Annotated in this window: 15 protein-coding genes; 14 read left to right on the top strand and 1 reads right to left on the bottom strand. The window is 69.1% G+C overall.

Features of this window, described 5'->3' with window-relative positions; genetic code table 11:
* Nucleotides 1-18: 18 nt before the first annotated feature.
* The 4 genes from thrB (at nt 19) to prmC (ending at nt 5,470) form a co-directional block, all read left to right on the top strand.
* Entirely contained in the window at nt 19-1,002 is a 984-nt protein-coding gene (thrB, locus tag DEI96_RS10470) for a homoserine kinase (RefSeq protein WP_175330774.1), read from the top strand.
* A 180-nt stretch (nt 1,003-1,182) separates the two neighbouring features.
* Complete coding sequence (gene rho, locus DEI96_RS10465) at nt 1,183-3,483, top strand: transcription termination factor Rho (RefSeq protein WP_111024530.1); 2,301 nt, start codon at nt 1,183-1,185, stop codon at nt 3,481-3,483.
* Between the two features lie 3 nt (nt 3,484-3,486).
* Nucleotides 3,487-4,569, top strand: a complete 1,083-nt coding sequence (prfA, locus tag DEI96_RS10460; protein ID WP_017885756.1) for a peptide chain release factor 1 — start codon at nt 3,487-3,489, stop codon at nt 4,567-4,569.
* 103 nt (nt 4,570-4,672) lie between these two features.
* Nucleotides 4,673-5,470 carry a peptide chain release factor N(5)-glutamine methyltransferase gene (prmC, locus tag DEI96_RS10455; protein ID WP_372496395.1) on the top strand — a complete coding sequence of 266 codons (798 nt, stop codon included), beginning with the start codon at nt 4,673-4,675 and terminating at the stop codon, nt 5,468-5,470.
* 318 nt (nt 5,471-5,788) lie between these two features.
* On the opposite strand, the gene DEI96_RS10450 is transcribed toward prmC, so the two are convergent.
* Nucleotides 5,789-6,442, bottom strand: a complete 654-nt coding sequence (locus tag DEI96_RS10450; RefSeq protein WP_181440576.1) for an HAD family hydrolase — start codon at nt 6,440-6,442, stop codon at nt 5,789-5,791.
* Nucleotides 6,443-6,479: 37 nt separating this feature from the next.
* Here DEI96_RS10450 and DEI96_RS10445 point away from each other — a divergent pair, with 37 nt between their 5' ends.
* The 10 genes from DEI96_RS10445 to atpD all read left to right on the top strand — a co-directional run bounded on the left by DEI96_RS10445 (nt 6,480) and on the right by atpD (nt 15,634).
* Entirely contained in the window at nt 6,480-7,154 is a 675-nt protein-coding gene (locus DEI96_RS10445) for an L-threonylcarbamoyladenylate synthase (RefSeq protein ID WP_027465784.1), read from the top strand.
* Nucleotides 7,151-8,377: an MraY family glycosyltransferase gene (locus DEI96_RS10440; RefSeq protein WP_111024528.1), complete on the top strand. Its 1,227-nt coding sequence runs from the start codon at nt 7,151-7,153 to the stop codon at nt 8,375-8,377. Before DEI96_RS10445 ends, DEI96_RS10440 begins: the two co-directional genes overlap by 4 nt.
* Complete coding sequence (locus DEI96_RS10435; protein WP_217499674.1) at nt 8,374-8,865, top strand: Cg1360 family ATP-synthase-associated protein; 492 nt, start codon at nt 8,374-8,376, stop codon at nt 8,863-8,865. Before DEI96_RS10440 ends, DEI96_RS10435 begins: the two co-directional genes overlap by 4 nt.
* Nucleotides 8,866-8,972: 107 nt before the next feature.
* Nucleotides 8,973-9,833: a F0F1 ATP synthase subunit A gene (atpB, locus tag DEI96_RS10430; protein ID WP_258372946.1), complete on the top strand. Its 861-nt coding sequence runs from the start codon at nt 8,973-8,975 to the stop codon at nt 9,831-9,833.
* 61 nt (nt 9,834-9,894) lie between these two features.
* Complete coding sequence (gene atpE / locus DEI96_RS10425; RefSeq protein ID WP_027465781.1) at nt 9,895-10,131, top strand: ATP synthase F0 subunit C; 237 nt, start codon at nt 9,895-9,897, stop codon at nt 10,129-10,131.
* A 9-nt stretch (nt 10,132-10,140) separates the two neighbouring features.
* On the top strand, nt 10,141-10,695 hold the full coding sequence (locus DEI96_RS10420) for a F0F1 ATP synthase subunit B (protein WP_110859012.1): 555 nt from the start codon (nt 10,141-10,143) through the stop codon (nt 10,693-10,695).
* A 2-nt stretch (nt 10,696-10,697) separates the two neighbouring features.
* Nucleotides 10,698-11,492 carry a F0F1 ATP synthase subunit delta gene (locus DEI96_RS10415; protein WP_027465779.1) on the top strand — a complete coding sequence of 265 codons (795 nt, stop codon included), beginning with the start codon at nt 10,698-10,700 and terminating at the stop codon, nt 11,490-11,492.
* Between the two features lie 108 nt (nt 11,493-11,600).
* Nucleotides 11,601-13,229 carry a F0F1 ATP synthase subunit alpha gene (gene atpA, locus DEI96_RS10410; RefSeq protein WP_027465778.1) on the top strand — a complete coding sequence of 543 codons (1,629 nt, stop codon included), beginning with the start codon at nt 11,601-11,603 and terminating at the stop codon, nt 13,227-13,229.
* Nucleotides 13,230-14,132 carry a F0F1 ATP synthase subunit gamma gene (locus DEI96_RS10405; protein ID WP_027465777.1) on the top strand — a complete coding sequence of 301 codons (903 nt, stop codon included), beginning with the start codon at nt 13,230-13,232 and terminating at the stop codon, nt 14,130-14,132. It abuts the gene before it with no gap.
* Between the two features lie 47 nt (nt 14,133-14,179).
* Nucleotides 14,180-15,634 carry a F0F1 ATP synthase subunit beta gene (atpD, locus tag DEI96_RS10400; RefSeq protein WP_017885744.1) on the top strand — a complete coding sequence of 485 codons (1,455 nt, stop codon included), beginning with the start codon at nt 14,180-14,182 and terminating at the stop codon, nt 15,632-15,634.
* Nucleotide 15,635 lies beyond the last annotated feature (1 nt).

Here is a 15,635-nt window from a genome sequence, read left to right as displayed (position 1 = left end):
TCCGGACCGGGTGAGGGCATGACCGCCCGCAGTGCTGTACCGGCCGGACGGGCGGTCCGTGCGCTGCCGACCGGATCGGCGGTCCGCGTCCGGGTGCCGGCCACGTCGGCGAACCTCGGCCCGGGCTTCGACTCGCTCGGCCTCGCGCTCTCGCTCTACGACGAGGTCGTGGTGCGGGTCCGCTCCGAACCCGGCGCGACCGTCACGGTCGAGGGCGTCGGTGCCGGCGAGGTCGCCACCGACGACACGAACCTCGTCGTCCGTGCGGTCCGCCGGGGCCTGGAGCACGCCGGTGTCGACCAGCCCGGTCTCGAGCTGCACGCCACGAACGCGATCCCGCACGGCCGCGGTCTCGGTTCCTCCGCCGCGGCGATCGTCGCCGGGCTGATGGCGGCCCGGGGGCTCCTCGAGGGCATCGTCGACCTCGACGCCTCGACGCTCCTGACCCTGGCCACCGAGATGGAGGGCCACCCGGACAACGTCGCGCCGGCGCTCTTCGGCGGCCTGACGATCGCGTGGATGACCGCCGAGGGCCCTGCGTACAAGCGGCTCCTGGTGCACCGCGGTGTCGCCCCGGTGGTGTTCGTGCCGACCTCGACGCTGTCGACGAAGCTCGCGCGCTCCCTGCAGCCCGAGCAGGTCCCGCACGCCGACGCCGCGTTCAACGTCTCCCGCTCGGCGCTGCTCGTCGCGGCGCTCATCCAGAGCCCCGAGCTGCTGCTCGCCGCGACCGAGGACCGTCTGCACCAGGCGTACCGCGCCAGCGCCATGCCCGAGACCGACGCCCTGATCCGCTTGCTCCGGCAGCACGGCCTCGCCGCGGTGGTCTCCGGCGCCGGGCCGAGCCTGCTCGTCCTCGGCAGCGACCCGGCACAGCGCCTGACCGCAGCCGAACTGGTGCAGCGACACGCCGAATCCGACTGGCGGCCGCTCATGCTGGCCGTCGATCTCGGTGGTGCTACAGTGGCAGCGCACTCGGCGCTCGAAGCCGAACCCGCGTAACCGTACGGATCGCTCGTCCTCAGGACAGCTCCTGCGTCGTCGCAGGGTCCGGTGCGCGAGTGTGCATCTCTTTCTGATCACCGAATCCCGATCCGTCGTCTGAACGGCGGTCGATGCTCACCCTGCATCCGGGACGGTGGAAACTCTCCGCGTTCTGCGGTTCGAAAGGAAACACCGACCTTGACCGACAACAACTCCGCCCAGGTGGAGATCCCCAGCGACCTGCGTGCCCTCCGTCTCCCGGAACTCCAGCGCATCGCCTCCTCGCTCGGCATCACCGGGCTCTCCAAGCTCCGCAAGGGCGACCTGATCGCCTCCATCGAGGACAAGCGTCCCGTCGACGAGACGCCGGCCGCCCCGGCCGCCCCGGCCGCCGCCATCGTCGCCGAGACCCCCGCCGAGCCGGCCGCCACCGAGCAGCCGACCCTGCCGGAGCCCGCCGAGACCCCCGCGCAGCCCGCTGCCGAGGCACCCGTCGCCGACCCCGAGGCCCCCGCCGAGTCGGCAGCCCCGAGCCGTGCCCGTCGTTCGCGCCGCGCATCGTCCGGTGGCACCGTGAACGCCGCGCCGACCTCGGCCGCCGAGCACACCAACCACGGCCAGACCGGCACCGAGGACCTCCTCGCCGGGCTCGACCAGGTCCGCGCCGAGAAGGACGCCCAGGAAGCCGCGCAGTCCGGCTCCCAGCGCCGTGGCCGTGGCCAGCGGAACACCGAGCAGCGTGGCACCGAGCAGCGTGGCGCCGAGCAGCGCGCCGCCGACCAGGGCCAGCAGGCGTCGGCACCCGCCGAGGCCGAGCAGCCGAGCCAGGCGGGCCAGCAGGGCCAGCAGGCTCCGACGTCCGCCGTCCAGGCCGACCAGGACCAGAACGAGTCCGGCGACCAGAACGACCAGGGCGACCAGAACTCCGAGCAGGGCGAGGGTGGCTCGCGTCGCGGTCGTCGCAGCCGTGGTCGCGGTCGCGGCCGTGGGCAGAACGCCGAGAACGGCGAGCAGCAGAACGGCACCGACCAGCAGAACGGCGGCCAGAACGGCGGCCAGCAGAAGCAGAACGGTGCCGACCAGCAGAACGGCCAGCAGAACGGCGGCCAGAAGCAGAACGACCAGCCGAAGCAGGCCGAGGCCAAGCAGGACGACAAGGCCGACCAGAAGCAGCAGCAGAACGCCGGTCAGCAGAAGCAGCAGACCAGCGGCCAGCAGAAGCAGCAGCAGCAACAGCACGCCGACGAGGCCGAGAGCGGCCGCAGCCGTCGCCAGCGCGACCGCAAGCGCGGCCGTGGCGGCCAGAACGACGACTTCGAGCCCGAGGTCACCGAGGACGACGTCCTGATCCCGATCGCGGGCATCCTCGACGTCCTCGACAACTACGCCTTCGTCCGCACCACCGGGTACCTGCCGGGCCCGAGCGACGTCTACGTCTCCCTCGGCCAGGTGAAGAAGTACCACCTGCGCAAGGGCGACGCCGTCGTCGGTTCGATCAAGCAGCCGCGTGACGGCGAGCAGCAGAGCCGCCAGAAGTACAACGCGCTCGTGGCCGTCGAGTCGATCAACGGCCAGTCCGCCGACGAGGCCGCGGCCCGTGTCGACTTCAACGACCTCACCCCGCTGTACCCGAACGAGCGCCTGCGCCTCGAGACGGAGCCGGGCAAGCTGTCGACCCGCATCATCGACCTCGTGTCACCGATCGGCAAGGGCCAGCGCGGTCTCATCGTGTCCCCGCCGAAGGCCGGCAAGACCGTCGTGCTGCAGGCCATCGCGAACGCCGTCGCCAAGAACAACCCCGAGGCGCACCTGATGGTCGTCCTCGTCGACGAGCGGCCCGAAGAGGTCACCGACATGCAGCGCACGGTGAAGGGCGAGGTCATCGCCTCGACCTTCGACCGTCCCGCCGAGGACCACACCACCGTCGCTGAGCTCGCCATCGAGCGTGCGAAGCGCCTGGTGGAGCTGGGCCACGACGTCGTGCTGCTGCTCGACTCGATCACCCGCCTGGGCCGTGCGTACAACCTGTCGACCCCGCCGTCGGGCCGCGTGCTCTCCGGTGGCGTCGACTCGGCGGCGCTGTACCCGCCGAAGCGCTTCTTCGGTGCCGCGCGCAACATCGAGGACGGCGGCTCGCTGACCATCCTCGCGACCGCGCTCGTCGAGACCGGCTCCAAGATGGACGAGGTCATCTTCGAGGAGTTCAAGGGCACCGGCAACATGGAGCTCCGCCTGAACCGTCACCTCGCCGACAAGCGGATCTTCCCCGCCGTCGACGTGAACGCTTCGGGTACCCGTCGCGAGGAGCAGCTGCTCTCCGCCGACGAGGTCAAGATCACCTGGCGTCTGCGCCGGGCCCTCGCCGGGCTCGACCCGCAGCAGGCCCTCGAGATCGTGCTGCGGAACCTCAAGGAGACGCAGTCGAACGTCGAGTTCCTGGTGCAGGTGCAGAAGTCGGTCCCCTCGACCGGCGCCCACCACAACGGCCACCAGGAGTAACGCGTGTTCGAGTCGGTAGCGGGGCTGCTGGCGGAACACGAGGACCTGACACAGCAGCTGTCGGACCCCGCGCTCCACGCCGATGCGGCCCGGGCGAAGAAGGTGAACCGGCGGTACGCCGAGCTCAACCAGATCAAGTCCGCGTACGAGGCCTGGCAGGCGGCGGGGGACGACCTCGCCGCCGCCCAGGAACTCGCGCGTGAAGACGCAGCGTTCGCGGACGAGGTCCCCGGGCTCGAGGAGCAGCTGTCGGAGCGCCAGGAGCGTCTCCGCCGGCTGCTCATCCCGCGCGACCCCGACGACGGCCGTGACGTCATCATGGAGATCAAGGGCGGCGAGGGCGGCGAGGAATCGGCCCTGTTCGCGGCCGACCTCCTGCGCATGTACTCGCACTACGCCGAGACCAAGGGCTGGAAGGTCGAGCTCCTCGAGCGCACCGAGTCCGACCTGGGTGGCTACAAGGACGTCCAGGTCGCGATCAAGTCGAACACGACCGATCCGTCCCAGGGCGTCTGGGCGCACCTGAAGTACGAGGGCGGTGTGCACCGCGTCCAGCGTGTGCCGCAGACCGAGTCGCAGGGGCGCATCCACACCTCGACCACCGGCGTGCTGGTGTTCCCCGAGGTGGACGAGCCCGAAGAGGTCCAGATCAACCAGAACGACCTCAAGATCGACGTCTACCGGTCCTCCGGCCCCGGCGGGCAGTCCGTCAACACGACGGACTCCGCGGTCCGCATCACCCACCTGCCCACGGGCATCACGGTGGCGATGCAGAACGAGAAGTCGCAGCTGCAGAACCGCGAGGCCGGCATGCGCGTGCTCCGCGCACGCATCCTCGCGCGTCAGCAGGAGGAGCTCGACGCGATCGCCTCGGACGCGCGCAAGTCGCAGATCCGCGGGATGGACCGTTCGGAGCGCATCCGCACGTACAACTTCCCGGAGAACCGGATCGCGGACCACCGCACCGGCTACAAGGCGTACGACCTCGACCGTGTGATGAACGGTGCCCTCGAGCCCGTCATCCAGTCCGCCATCCAGGCGGACGAAGAGGCACGTCTGGCCGCCATCGGCGACCAGGACGCGTAAGCGCACCCCCAGCCTGGAGGCCCGCATCACCGCCGACACGCCCCTCACGTACGCCGCGGATCGCCTGCTCGAGCAGGCGACCGCGGCGCTCGTCGCCGTCGGCGTGCCGACGCCCCGGGTCGACGCCGAGCTGCTGCTCGCGTGGGCGACCGACACCTCGCGCGGTGCCGTCCAGGCCCGTGCGCTCATCGGTGGCGGCATCGCGCCGGAGCACGTCGAGCGCTTCCGGCACGCCGTCGCCCGCCGTGCCACCCGTGAGCCGCTGCAGCACATCACCGGGCAGGCGTACTTCCGCGCGCTCACCCTGGCCGTCGGACCGGGCGTGTTCGTGCCCCGTCCGGAGACCGAGGGCGTCGTGCAGTTCGGCATCGACGCGCTGCGGGCGACCGCGGTGCCCGAGCCGATCGCCGTGGACCTGGGCTCCGGCAGCGGTGCGATCGCGATCGCGATGGACACCGAGGTGCCGAACGCCGTGGTCTACGCCGTCGAGCGGTCAGCCGAGGCCCTGCCCTGGACCCGGCGGAACGTCGACGCCCACGGCGGGACGGTCCGGCTCGTCGAGGGCGACCTCGCCGACGCGCTGCCGGAACTCGACGGCACCGTGTCCGTCGTCGTGTCGAACCCGCCGTACGTGCCGGACGACGCGATCCCGATCGACCCCGAGGTCCGCGACCACGACCCGGCGATGGCCCTCTACGGCGGGCCCGACGGCCTCGACGCCGTCCGGGCTCTCGCCGAGACGGCCTGGCGGTTGCTGGTGCCCGGGGGAGTCCTGGTCGTCGAGCACGCCGAGCCGCAGGGCGCCGGCGTCCGGCAGGTCCTGGCGCGCCGGGGGTTCCGTACCCCGGAGACGCACGTCGACCTGACGGGGCGCGACCGCACGACCACCGCGACGCGCTAGCCGGAGCCGAGCCGGGCCTCCCGTCGCTCGGCCGTGCGTGCGTGTGCCGGGATCCGGGCGTACCGGGTGGGATCGGGTGTACCGGGTCGTTCGGGATGACCAGGTGTGCCCGTTCTTGCTTTCCAGCGCGACCGCGATGGGAAGGAACGGGCGTGGCGGGCGTGGGGCGGGCCTCCCGTCGCTCGGCAGTGCGTGCGTGTGCCGGGTGGATCCGGGCGTACCTGGTGGGATCGGGCGTACCGGGTCGTCCGGAACGACCAGGTATGCCCGTTCTTGCTTTCCAGCGCGCCCGCGATGGGAAGGAACGGGCGTGGCGGGCTACGCGACGGGGGAGGCCTCGCGCTGCTGCGCCGCGACGAAGGCGCGGACGTGCTCCCGCAGGTCGGTGTCGTGCTCGACCAGGACCGCGTGGATGCCGACGCTCCGCGCACCCGCGATGTTCTCGGGCATGTCGTCCGCGAAGAAGGTGTGCTCCGCGGGGACGCCGTGGTGGGCGATCGCGCGCTGGAAGACCTCGGGCTCGGGCTTCCGGGCGCCGAAGTTGCTCGACGTGTCCAGGTGCTCGCCGAAGACCTCGGGCAGGGACGGCGCCCACTCGTGGATCCAGCGACCGGCGAGCGGACCGTTGTTGGTGAGCAGCCCGACACGCCCGTGCTCGCTCGCGATCCGGACCGCCTCGATGCGCTCGGGCAGCTCGGTCATGGCGGATCCGCGGATCCGGGCCCAGTCGGCCTCGGGGACGTCGCACTCCATCGCGCGCTCGAACGCGGCGAGGTACTCGTCGCCGTCGGCGAACCCACCGGCCTCGGCACGCATCTCGTGACCGCAGTCCCACCAGCGGCGACGGAGCTCCTGGAACTCGTGTCCGGTGAACTCGGAGAGTGCGGCCATGCGCACCTGCCAGTCGTACCGGACCAGGACGTCGTCCATGTCGAAGAGGAACAGGAGCGGGGGTGCGGGCGTCTCGTTCACGATGTCCACCATTGTGTCGCACTATCATCGTCGAGTCATGGCATCCCGATACGACTGCACCGACTCCGACGGGCTCCTGACCGGGATGCGGCTCGCACGTGCCGCCCTCGGACGCGGAGAGCTCGTCGTGGTCCCCACCGACACCGTCTACGGCCTCGCCGCGGACGCCTTCAGCGCGACGGCCGTGCAGCGGCTGCTCGACGCGAAGGGCCGCACGCGGCAGTCGCCGCCGCCCGTGCTCATCCCCGGTCCACCCACGCTCGACGCCCTCGCCAGCGAGGTCCCGCAGCCGGTGCGCGACCTGGTGGCGGAGTTCTGGCCGGGCGGGTTGACCGTCATCCTGCACGCACAGCCGTCGCTCGACTGGGACCTCGGAGAGACGCGCGGCACGGTCGCGCTGCGGATGCCGGACTCGCGGATCGCCCTCGAGCTGCTGCAGGAGGTCGGGCCCCTCGCGGTCTCGTCCGCGAACTCCACGGGTGACCCGGCCGCGATGGACGTCGACGCCGCCGAGCGGATGCTCGGTGACAGTGTCGCGATCTACCTGGACGGCGGACCCGTCGAGGTGCACGACGGCTTCGAGGCCAGCACCGGCTCGACGATCGTCGACGCCACCGGGCTGTCGGACGGCGGGAAGCTCCGCATCGTCCGGCACGGGGTGATCCCCGACGAGGAGATCATCCGGGTCGTCGGAGCCGACCTCGTCACATGAAGTACTACCTGCTCGCGGGGGCCATCGCCGCGGTCGTGAGCTTCGTGATGAGCGTGATCGTCTGGAAGCTCGGGCTGAAGTACAAGTGGTACCCGCAGGTCCGCGAGCGGGACGTGCACCGCACCCCGACGCCGCGGCTCGGTGGCATCGCGATGTACATCGGCGTCATCGTCTCGTTGCTCGCGGCCTGGTTCCTGTTCCCGTCGATAGCGGGGACCGACTACTTCCGGCTCGTGTTCTCCGAACCGGGTCGCGTGCTCGCGGTGCTCGGGGGAGCGACCATCATCGTGGTCCTCGGTGTCGCGGACGACATCTGGGACCTCGACTGGATGACGAAGCTCGCCGGGCAGATCATCGCGGCGGGCATCCTCGCCTGGCAGGGCGTCGCGATCGTCTCCTTGCCCATCGGCAACACGCTGGGCGTCGGCTCGTCGTACATGAGCCTGATCTTCACCGTGCTGGCGGTGGTGCTCGTGATGAACGCGGTGAACTTCATCGACGGCCTCGACGGCCTGGTGGCCGGCGTCGCGATCATCGCCGGTGGGGTGTTCTTCCTCTACACGTTCTTCATCAACCGCGTGGTCGTGCAGACCGAGTTCTTCTTCAACCTGCCGTCGCTGCTCACCGCGGTGCTCGTCGGGGCCTGCTTCGGCTTCCTCATCCTGAACTGGCACCCCGCCAAGCTCTTCATGGGCGACGCCGGCGCGCTGCTCGTCGGGTTCCTGATGGCCACGAGCGCGGTCTCGGTCACGGGCAACATCGACCCGGCCGCGGTGCAGACACGCCAGGCGCTGCTGCCGGCGTTCATCCCGATCCTGCTGCCGTTCGCGATCCTGATCGTCCCGATCCTGGACTTCGGTCTCGCGGTCACCCGACGGCTCAGCGCGGGCAAGTCGCCGTTCTCGGCGGACCGGAAGCACCTGCACCACCGCCTGCTCGACATGGGGCACTCGCACTTCCACGCGGTGCTGATCTTCTACGCGTGGACCGCGACCGTCGCCTTCGGGTGCCTGCTGTTCCTCTTCGTGGACTGGTACTGGGTCGTCGTCTTCGTGTCCGTCGGCTTCACCGTCTGCGCCGTCGCGACGTTCGCGCCGCTCGGCCGGAAACGCACCGAGATCGCCGCCCAGACCGCCAACCGTTCCGCCGCCGTGGTGGACGCCAGCCTCGACCCGCTCGACCGGGCCGCCAACGACCGCACGATCCCTGGAGATATCACGTGACCGCACCGAACGCGCTCGACCACGTCCGGCCGGTGTTCCGCCGCATCATCACCTGGGGTGCGGTCCTCGCCGTCGCCCTCGCGGTGGTCGGCGGGCTCATCGGGTTCCTCGTCGCGGACGGCCCGGGGTTGGTCGGGGGACTGCTCGGCGCCGTGCTGAGCGTCGTGTTCCTCGGGCTCACCGCGGTCAGTGTCCTCGTCGCGCTGCGCGTCTCGAAGGGCCAGATGATCTCCGGTGCCTTCTTCGGCATCGTGATGGGCACCTGGCTGCTCAAGTTCATCGTCTTCATCGTGCTGCTGGTCCTGCTCAAGGACCGCGACTGGGTCGACTTCCCGGTGCTGGCGATCGTGATCATCGCGGGGGTCGTCGGCTCCCTGGTGATCGACGTCGTCGCCGTCGCGAAGGCCCGCACCCCGATCGGCGTCCGGCTGCCGGGCGACGGCCTCGACGACTCCGCGGACGCTGGGAACCCGACCCCCCGCGTCTGAGAAGCCGGGAAGCCTCTCGCACCTGATAGGCTTCTCGAAGTCCGCTACCGGAGCCTTTCGCTCGGGGCGGACGAGCCTCCACAACGTCCACCATCGCGTGCCATGATGTGCGCGCGCCGACACAGGAGACAGCGCTGCTATCCCACGCTCTTCCCCTGTCCCTCTCCGCTGCGGTTGACACCGTCGCGGCGGGGAGCAGCAAGGCCGCCGAGTTCCATGGTCCGTCGATCAACGAGTTCTTCCCGGATGCGATCTTCTTCGCCGGGACGCCGTTCGAGATCGATCGGCTCGTCCTCATCCGTTTCTTCGCCGTCGCCGTGCTCCTGGTGTTCGCGTTCGTGGGTACCCGTGCACTGAAGCTGGTGCCGAACCGCGGTCAGGCGTTCATCGAGTACGCGTTCGACGTCGTCCGTCGCAACACCTTCGACAACCTCGGAGAGAAGGACGGCAAGCGCTTCCTGCCGCTCCTGGCGACGATCTTCTTCGGCGTGCTGTTCATGAACCTGACCGGTCTGATCCCGGGCATGAACCTCGCCGGCACGAGCCGCATCGCGATGCCGATGATCCTCGCGATCGTCGCGTACCTCGCGTTCATCTACGCCGGTCTCCGCAAGCACCCGGGAACGTTCCTCAAGAACTCGCTCTTCCCGCCCGGGGTGCCGTGGCCGCTGTACATCATCGTGACGCCGATCGAGCTCGTCTCCACCTTCGTGCTCCGTCCGGTCACCCTGACGCTGCGACTCCTGATGAACATGGTCGTGGGGCACCTGCTCCTCGTGCTGTTCTTCTCGGCCACGCAGTTCTTCTTCTTCGACGCTTCGCTCGGCTTCAAGGCCTTCGGCGTCGGGACCATCGCGTTCGGCATCGCGTTCAGCTTCTTCGAGGTCCTCGTCGCGCTGCTGCAGGCCTACGTCTTCATGCTCCTCACCGCCGTCTACATCCAGCTGGCGCTGGCTGACGAGCACTGATTCCTCACTGACCCCCTACGGGACCGGCGACCGTCGGACCCGCACCTCGAAAGGAAAACACGTGGACGCAACGACCGTTCTCGCGGAGATCAACGGCAACATCGCGACGGTTGGCTACGGCCTCGCAGCGATCGGCCCGGCCATCGGTGTCGGCATCGTCGTCGGTAAGACGATCGAGTCCGTCGCTCGCCAGCCCGAGCTCCAGGGCCGCCTGACGACCCTCATGTACATCGGTATCGCCTTCACCGAGGCCCTGGCCTTCATCGGTATCGCCACGTACTTCATCTTCACCAACTAAGGTTCCTCGATGCAGAACGCACTCATCATCGCGGCGGAGGAAGCGCACAATCCGCTGATCCCGCCGGTGTACGACATCGTGTGGTCGGCGCTCGCCTTCGTCATCATCTTCCTGGTGATGTGGCGTGTCGTCACGCCGCGCATCACGAAGATGCTCGATGAGCGCACCGAGGCCATCGAGGGCGGCATCAAGAAGGCCGAGGCCGCTCAGGAGCAGGCCGCTGCTGCGCTCGACGAGTACAACAAGCAGCTCGCCGATGCACGTGCCGAGGCTTCGCGCATCCGCGAGCAGGCCCGTGCCGACGCCACGGCGATCGGCAACGAGGTCCGCGAGCAGGCGGCCGCCGATGCAGCACGCATCACGGCCAACGCCCAGGCGCAGATCGAGGCCGAGCGCCAGAGCGCCGTCCAGGCACTCCGGTCCGAGGTCGGCACCCTCGCGCTGGACCTCGCGTCCGGTGTGATCGGTGAGTCCCTCAAGGACGACGCCAAGTCGACCGCAGTGGTCGACCGCTTCCTCGCCGACCTCGAGGCCTCGCAGGCCACGAAGACGGGGGAGCACTGAGCATGCGAAGCGCTACCAGAGAAGCACTCGCGTCCACCAGGGCGGTGCTGTCGGACCTCGGTCCGAGCGCCGGCCTGGCCGCGGGTGCCGAGATCCTCGCCTCCGGGCGTGCGATCGCCGGTGCGCCGCAGCTGCTCGGGCTGCTGTCCGACCCCACGGCCGACGCGGCCGGCAAGAAGGTCCTCATCGACCGCGTCTTCGCCGGACAGTCGGACGCGACGCGTGCGGTCCTGACCGCGGTGGCCGGCTCGCGCTGGTCCTCGCAGCAGGACCTGCTCGCGGGCATCGAGGACGCGGGCATCCGCGCCGTCGCCGCCACCGCGGGTCCGGACTCGTCGATCGAGTCGGAGCTGTTCGCCTTCGAGACCGCCGTCCGCTCGGACGCCGGCCTCGAGCTGGCGCTCGGCACCAAGCTCGGCAGCCCCGAGCAGAAGGGCGCGCTCGTCGAGCGGCTCCTCGGTGCCAAGGCCTCGGAGCAGACGATCACGATCGTGTCGGCCCTGGTGCAGCAGCCCCGCGGCCGCCGCATCGGTGAGATCGTCCGCGACGCCTCGCGCATCGTGGCCGAGCAGGCCGGCAAGCTCGTCGCGACCGTCGTCACGGCGACGCCACTGACCCCCGCCCAGTCGGCCCGCGTCACGCGCGGTCTGTCCGAGCGGTACGGCAAGGACATCAGCATCAACCAGGTCGTCGACCCCACGGTCGTCGGCGGGGTCCGGGTGCAGATCGGCGGCGACGTCATCGACGGCACCGTGTCCACGCGACTCTCGGAGCTCCGGCTCCAGCTCGCCGGCTAGGCGTACGGTCGAAGCCGCTCCTCCCCAAGTCCACAACGGGAACTGCCGAGTCCGGCAGCGTCACCCTCTCGGAGCCGAAGGGCCCCGGAAAACCACAAGGAAAATCCCATGGCAGACATCACCATCAGCCCCGATGAGATCCGTGATGCCCTGAAGGACTTCGTCTCGAACTACGAGCCGACGAAGGCCTCCACGGCCGAGGTCGGGCACGTCACCGACGCCGGTGACGGCATCGCCCACGTCGAGGGTCTCCCCGGCGTCATGGCGAACGAGCTCATCCGCTTCGCGGACGGCACGCTCGGCCTGGCGCAGAACCTCGACGAAGACGAGATCGGCGCCATCGTGCTCGGCGAGTTCGGCGGCATCGAGGAGGGCATGGAGGTCACCCGCACGGGTGAGGTCCTCTCCGCCCCCGTCGGCGACGCCTTCCTCGGTCGCGTCGTCGACCCGCTCGGCGCCCCGATCGACGGTCTCGGCGAGATCGCCGCAGAGGGCCGTCGTGCCCTCGAGCTCCAGGCTCCCGGCGTCATGGCCCGCAAGTCGGTCCACCAGCCGCTGCAGACCGGCATCAAGGCCATCGACGCGATGATCCCCGTCGGCCGTGGTCAGCGTCAGCTGATCATCGGCGACCGCCAGACCGGCAAGACGGCCATCGCGATCGACACGATCATCAACCAGAAGGCCAACTGGGAGTCCGGCGACGAGGAGAAGCAGGTTCGCTGCATCTACGTCGCCATCGGTCAGAAGGGCTCCACGATCGCCTCCGTCAAGGGTGCGCTCGAGGACGCCGGTGCGATGGAGTACACCACCATCGTCGCCGCTCCGGCCTCCGACCCGGCCGGCTTCAAGTACCTCGCCCCGTACACCGGTTCGGCCATCGGCCAGCACTGGATGTACCAGGGCAAGCACGTCCTCATCATCTTCGATGACCTGTCGAAGCAGGCCGAGGCCTACCGTGCGGTGTCGCTCCTCCTGCGTCGTCCGCCGGGCCGCGAGGCCTACCCGGGTGACGTCTTCTACCTGCACTCCCGTCTGCTGGAGCGTTGCGCGAAGCTGTCCGACGAGCTCGGCGCCGGTTCGATGACGGGTCTCCCGATCATCGAGACCAAGGCGAACGACGTCTCGGCGTACATCCCGACCAACGTCATCTCCATCACCGACGGCCAGATCTTCCTGCAGTCGGACCTCTTCAACGCGAACCAGCGTCCGGCCGTCGACGTGGGCATCTCGGTGTCCCGCGTCGGTGGTGACGCCCAGGTGAAGTCGATCAAGAAGGTCTCCGGCACGCTGAAGCTCGAGCTGGCGCAGTACCGCTCGCTCGAGGCGTTCGCGATGTTCGCGTCCGACCTCGACCAGGCGTCGCGTCGTCAGCTGGAGCGCGGTGCGCGTCTGACCGAGCTCCTCAAGCAGCCGCAGTACTCGCCGTACCCGGTCGAGGAGCAGGTCGTCTCGATCTGGGCCGGCACGAACGGCAAGCTCGACACCGTCCCGGTGCCGGACGTGCTCCGCTTCGAGTCCGAACTGCTCGACCACCTGCGTCGCAACTCCGACGTCCTCACGACGCTGCGCGAGACGAACCAGCTCAGCGACGAGACCGTCGCCGAGATGGACAAGCAGATCGACGAGTTCACGAAGAGCTTCCAGACGAGCGACGGCAAGACCCTCGGCTCCGAGCAGTTCGACGCGGCTGACGCCGAGGACGTCGACCAGGAGCAGATCGTCAAGGGTCGTCGCTAGATGGCAGCGCAGGTCCGGGTCTACCGCCAGCGGATCAAGTCGGCGAAGACCACGAAGAAGGTCACCCGCGCCATGGAGCTGATCTCGGCGTCGCGGATCCAGAAGGCGCAGGCCCGCATGGCTGCGTCCGGTCCGTACTCGCGGGCCGTCACGCGTGCGGTGTCGGCCGTGGCGACGTTCTCGAACGTCGACCACGTGCTGACCACCGAGCCGGAGTCGTCGACCCGTGCAGCCGTCGTGCTCTTCACCTCGGACCGCGGCCTGAACGGCGCGTTCAGCACGAACGTCCTCAAGCAGGGCGAGGAGCTCGCCTCCCTGCTCCGCAGCGAGGGCAAGGACGTCGTCTACTACCTGGTCGGCCGCAAGTCCGTCGGGTACTTCGCGTTCCGTGAGCGTCCGTCCGAGCAGCAGTGGGTTGGGAACACCGACCAGCCGGAGTTCTCGACGGCCAAGGAGATCGGCGACGCCGTCGTGGCGAAGTTCCTCCAGGACACCGCTGACGGCGGCGTGGACGAGATCCACATCGTGTTCAACCGGTTCATCAGCCTGGCGACCCAGGAGCCTCAGGTCGTTCGCCTGCTGCCCCTCGAGGTCGTCGAGGGCATCGACGAGCCCGAGGGCAACGAGCCCCTGCCGCTCTACGAGTTCGAGCCGGACGCCGATGCGGTGCTCGACTCGCTGCTCCCGGTCTACATCGAGAGCCGCATCTTCAACGCCATGCTGCAGTCGGCTGCTTCCGAGCACGCCGCGCGTCAGAAGGCGATGAAGGCGGCCAGCGACAACGCCGACTCGCTGATCCGTGACTTCACCCGACTCGCGAACAACGCGCGTCAGGCGGAGATCACCCAGCAGATCTCCGAGATCGTCGGCGGCGCCGACGCCCTCTCGTCGAAGAAGAAGTAGTCCGCGTCGTTCGCGGACAGATACCCACCCTCAGGAAGGCACCAGCCATGACCGACACCGCAACCACCGCGGTCGAGACGTCGTCGGCGCCCGGTGTCGGCCGGATCGCCCGTGTCACGGGCCCCGTCGTCGACATCGAGTTCCCCCACGACGCAATCCCGGAGATGTACAACCTCCTGTTCACGACCATCACCATCGGTGACTCGTCGCAGGAGATCGGCCTCGAGGTCGCGCAGCACCTCGGCGACGACCTCGTCCGTGCCATCTCCCTGAAGCCGACCGACGGCCTGGTCCGTGGCCAGGAGGTCCGTGACTCGGGCGCTCCGATCTCGGTCCCCGTCGGCGACGTCACCAAGGGCAAGGTGTTCGACGTCCTCGGGAACGTGCTCAACACGGACGAGAAGCTCGAGATCACCGAGCGCTGGCCGATCCACCGCAAGGCCCCGGCCTTCGACCAGCTCGAGTCCAAGACCTCGATGTTCGAGACCGGCATCAAGTCCATCGACCTCCTCACCCCGTACGTGCAGGGTGGCAAGATCGGCCTCTTCGGTGGTGCGGGCGTCGGCAAGACCGTCCTCATCCAGGAGATGATCCAGCGCGTCGCGCAGGACCACGGCGGTGTGTCGGTGTTCGCCGGTGTCGGTGAGCGTACCCGTGAGGGCAACGACCTCATCGGTGAGATGGAAGAGGCGGGTGTCTTCGACAAGACGGCCCTCGTGTTCGGCCAGATGGACGAGCCGCCGGGAACGCGTCTCCGCGTGGCCCTGTCGGCGCTGACGATGGCGGAGTACTTCCGCGATGTCCAGAAGCAGGACGTGCTCCTCTTCATCGACAACATCTTCCGCTTCACGCAGGCCGGCTCCGAGGTCTCGACCCTGCTCGGCCGCATGCCGTCCGCCGTGGGCTACCAGCCCAACCTCGCCGACGAGATGGGTGTGCTCCAGGAGCGCATCACCTCGACGCGTGGTCACTCGATCACCTCGCTGCAGGCGATCTACGTGCCGGCTGACGACTACACCGACCCGGCTCCGGCCACCACGTTCGCGCACCTCGACGCGACGACCGAGCTCTCCCGTGAGATCGCATCGCAGGGTCTGTACCCCGCGATCGACCCGCTGGCCTCGACGTCGCGCATCATGGACCCGCGCTACCTGGGTGCCGACCACTACGAGACGGCCACGCGCGTCAAGCAGATCCTCCAGAAGAACAAGGAACTGCAGGAGATCATCGCCATCCTCGGTGTCGACGAGCTCTCCGAAGAGGACAAGATCACGGTCGAGCGCGCTCGTCGTATCCAGCAGTTCCTCTCGCAGAACACCTACATGGCGAAGAAGTTCACGGGTGTCGAGGGCTCCACGGTGCCGCTCAAGGACACCATCGAGTCCTTCCGCGCCATCGCCGACGGCGAGTTCGACCACGTTGCGACCCAGGCGTTCTTCAACGTCGGTGGCATCAACGACGTGGAAGAGAAGTGGGCTCAGATCCAGAAGGAGAACCGCTGAC

The organism is Curtobacterium sp. MCLR17_031 (genome assembly GCF_003234775.2).
Lineage (GTDB): Bacteria > Actinomycetota > Actinomycetes > Actinomycetales > Microbacteriaceae > Curtobacterium > Curtobacterium flaccumfaciens.
The sequence above is the reverse complement of the archived record's forward strand: the minus strand, read 5'-3'. Positions and strand labels throughout refer to the sequence as shown.